Raw genomic sequence first — 3,208 nt, 5'->3', positions numbered from 1 at the left:
GCAGCAACAAGTTAAGCCTGATGACCATAGCGAGGTGGTCCCACTCCTTCCCATCCCGAACAGGACAGTGAAACGCCTCAGCGCCGATGATAGTGCGGGTTCCCGTGTGAAAGTAGGACATCGTCAGGCTATTAATTGCCAACCCCCGTCGCCTCCCAAGGCGTCGGGGGTTTCGCTTTTGGGCGCTTGAATCTTGTTCCCGATCGACTGATTCTCAGCCGGCGGTATACGCAGCACCGCTCCATTTTCTTCCGAGCATTACCCGCATTGCCGTCGCCGAGGTCATGCACTACCCTCCAGCGCTCCATCAACTTCACGGAGGACGCGCCATGACCATCGCCCGCCATTGGATTGCCTTGGGATGCCTTGCCGGTGCCGCAACGCTCGCCGCTTGCGCAAGCAGCCCTTCCACCCAGAATCCGATGACCTTCTTCGTGACCAGCGCGAATCCCGGCAAGGGCGCTGATCTCGGTGGCCTGGCCGGTGCCGACAAGTACTGCAAGGCACTCGCCACTGCGGTAGGTGCCGGCGACAAGGATTGGCGCGCCTACCTCAGCACCGACGCCTCGAGCGGTACCTCGCCGGTGAATGCGCGCGACCGCATCGGCAAGGGCCCGTGGAAGAATGCACGCGGCGTCGTGGTGGCCAACAGCGTCGACGAACTCCACGGCGCGAACGGCTTGACCAAGCAGACCGCCCTCACCGAGAAAGGCGAGGTGATCAACGGCCGCGGCGACACGCCCAACCAGCACGACATGCTGACCGGATCGACGCCCGAAGGCCGTGTCGCGACAGGCGACAAGAACCTCACCTGTGGCAACTGGACGCAAAGCGGCGAAGGTTCCGCCGTCGTCGGCCACCACGACCGCACGGGCCTCGACGAGCAACCCCCCGCCAAGTCGTGGAACTCGTCGCACCCCTCGCGCGGCTGCAGCCCGGACGCGCTGAAGGCGACCGGCGGTGCCGGGCTCTTCTATTGCTTCGCAGCCAGCTGATCCCGACCGTCACCGCGGCCAGGCGCCTGCGAGCGGCGCGCGAAGCTCAAGAGCCCTTCGCGTCCCGCTTGCACGCCTGCTGCAGTGCCAGCCACCCTGCGGCCCCCAGCGTCTCCATCGTCCGCATGTTGGTCTCGTAGATGCTGTCGGGGTCCGGGAAGCTGTCGACCGCCTTCGTGATGCTGTCCTCGCGCAACAGGTGCAGCGTGGGCCAGGGCGAACGGTTGGTGGCGTTCGTGATGTCGTCGGGCTCGGTGCCGCCGAACTGGAACTCGGGATGGAAAGCGGCCACCTGCAGCACGCCTTCGAGTCCCATCTCGTCGATCGCAGCCTCGGCTGTGCCGAGAAAATCGTTGAAGTCGGCGAAATCGTTCAGTACACGCGGATGGATCACCAGCGTGGTCTCGATCTCCGTCGCCGGTGTGTCGGCCAGGCGYTGCATCTCGTCGCACAGCGTGGCCAGCAGGCTCTCTCCATCGGACGCATCGCTGACGACGTAGCGGATCAGCTCCTTCACCTGCGCCGCCTTCGCGAACGGGCACAGGTTGAGCCCGACGACGGCCCGGTTGACCCAGGCGCGGGTTTCGGCCGTCACGGCCTCTGCATCGATGTCCATCTGTGGATTGTCGCCGGCGCATGGGGCGATGCGAGCGATGGCACCGGGCACCAAGCGCATCGCTGGCACACTGCGCCCCTGAATCCATACCCCTGAACCCTCGGCCCACCGCCGAAAGCATGCCGAACGCCACGCCGATGACCGCGCCGCTGAAATACCTGACCGGCTACGCCGAGCCGCTGCAAGCCCAGGTGCGCGAACTGCTGCACGCCGGCACGCTGGGCGAGCGCCTGTCATCGCGCCACGCGGACCTGCACGACATCCGCACCGACGGCGCGCTGTACGACTACACGATGGCGCTGAAGAACCGCTTCATGCGCAGTTCGCCGCCGCTCAGCAAGGTGGTCTTCGACAACAAGCTGCAGGTCGTCGAGCACGCACTCGGCCTGCATGTGATGACCTCGCGCGTCCAGGGCGGCCAGTTGAAGGCCAAGCGCGAGATCCGCATCGCCGGCGTGTTCCGCACGACGCCTGCCGATTTCCTGAAGATGATCGTCGTGCATGAACTCGCACACCTGAAGGAGCGGGCGCACGACAAGGCGTTCTACCAGCTGTGCGAGCACATGGAACCCGACTACCACCAGCTCGAGTTCGACCTGCGCGTCTACCTCACCTGGCGCGACGCTCAGGCGGCCCGGCCCGCCTGAGCCGCACGCCCGTCACCAGTCTTCCTTGACCGCCAGCGCCATCTGCCGCCCGGCCGCGCTGCGTGCCGAGAGCCACGCGGTGACGGTGCCCGCCGCGACCACCGCCAGGCACAGCGCCGCGAGCCGGCCCCAGGGCAGCAGCAGGTCCATCGTCCAGTGGAAGCTCTGCGGATTGACGACCTTCACCAGCACGACGCTGACGGCCAGCCCCAGCAGCAGCCCGAGCAGCGCGCCGGCGGCCGTCCAGACGGCGCCCTCGATCGACACCACCGCCAGCACCTGGCGCCGCGTCAGCCCCAGGTGGGCCAGCAACCCGAATTCCTTGCGCCGGGCCAGCACCTGCGCCGAGAAGCTGGCGGCGATGCCGAACAGCCCGATCGCGATCGCCACCGCCTGCAGCCAGTAGGTGACCGCAAAGCTGCGGTCGAAGATGCGCAGCGAGACCGCCCGGATCTCGCCGGGCGAGGCGAATTCCAGCAGGCTGCCGTCCAGCCCGCTCGAGACCGCCGCCGCCCGCAGCGCCGACTGCACGGTGCCGAGCTCGGTGCCGGCGGCCAGCCACAAGGCCATGTCGTTGACCTTCGTGTCGCCCGTCAGCTGCTGGTAGTCGGCCGCATGCAGCGTGACGGCACCGTGTTGCCGCGCGTAGTCGCGCCAGACACCGCGCACGAAGAGCGTCACGCGTCGCCCGTCCGGCAGCGGCATCGCCAGCCGCGTGCCGGGCGCTGCGCCATACAGGCTCACCATCGCCTCGCTGACATACGCCGCCCGCTCGCCCGCCGGCAGCGGCAGCAGCTCGCCGACCAGCGGCAGCTCCTTCTCCGGCTGCGACAACGGCCGCGCGATCAGCACCACACCGGGCCGCTGCGGATCCAGCTGCACTCCTTCTCCGGCTGCGACAACGGCCGCGCGATCAGCACCACACCGGGCCGCTGCGGATCCAGCTGCAC

At 67.7% G+C, this 3,208-nt stretch carries 4 protein-coding genes and 1 rRNA gene; 3 read left to right on the top strand and 2 right to left on the bottom strand.

What is annotated here, in order from left to right; translation table 11 throughout:
• Positions 1–16 precede the first annotated feature (16 nt).
• Positions 17–129, top strand: a 5S ribosomal RNA gene (rrf, locus tag AC1DXV_RS33000).
• A 200-nt stretch (positions 130–329) separates the two neighbouring features.
• Entirely contained in the window at positions 330–995 is a 666-nt protein-coding gene (locus tag AC1DXV_RS32995) for a hypothetical protein (RefSeq protein ID WP_477873500.1), read from the top strand.
• 46 nt (positions 996–1,041) lie between these two features.
• On the opposite strand, the gene AC1DXV_RS32990 is transcribed toward AC1DXV_RS32995, so the two are convergent.
• Positions 1,042–1,611: a DUF1415 domain-containing protein gene (locus AC1DXV_RS32990; RefSeq protein ID WP_477873499.1), complete on the bottom strand. Its 570-nt coding sequence runs from the start codon at positions 1,609–1,611 to the stop codon at positions 1,042–1,044.
• Between the two features lie 119 nt (positions 1,612–1,730).
• On the opposite strand from AC1DXV_RS32990, the gene AC1DXV_RS32985 reads away from it, so the two are divergent.
• Positions 1,731–2,258, top strand: a complete 528-nt coding sequence (locus AC1DXV_RS32985; protein WP_477937727.1) for a M48 metallopeptidase family protein — start codon at positions 1,731–1,733, stop codon at positions 2,256–2,258.
• A gap of 12 nt (positions 2,259–2,270) precedes the next feature.
• Here AC1DXV_RS32985 and AC1DXV_RS32980 read toward each other — a convergent pair.
• Positions 2,271–3,208 (bottom strand): FtsX-like permease family protein (locus AC1DXV_RS32980; RefSeq protein ID WP_477937725.1); only part of this gene is annotated, 938 nt, incomplete at its 5' end.

The organism is Rhizobacter sp. P3_C12 (assembly GCF_056402735.1).
This window is presented reverse-complemented; position numbering and strand designations above follow the sequence as displayed.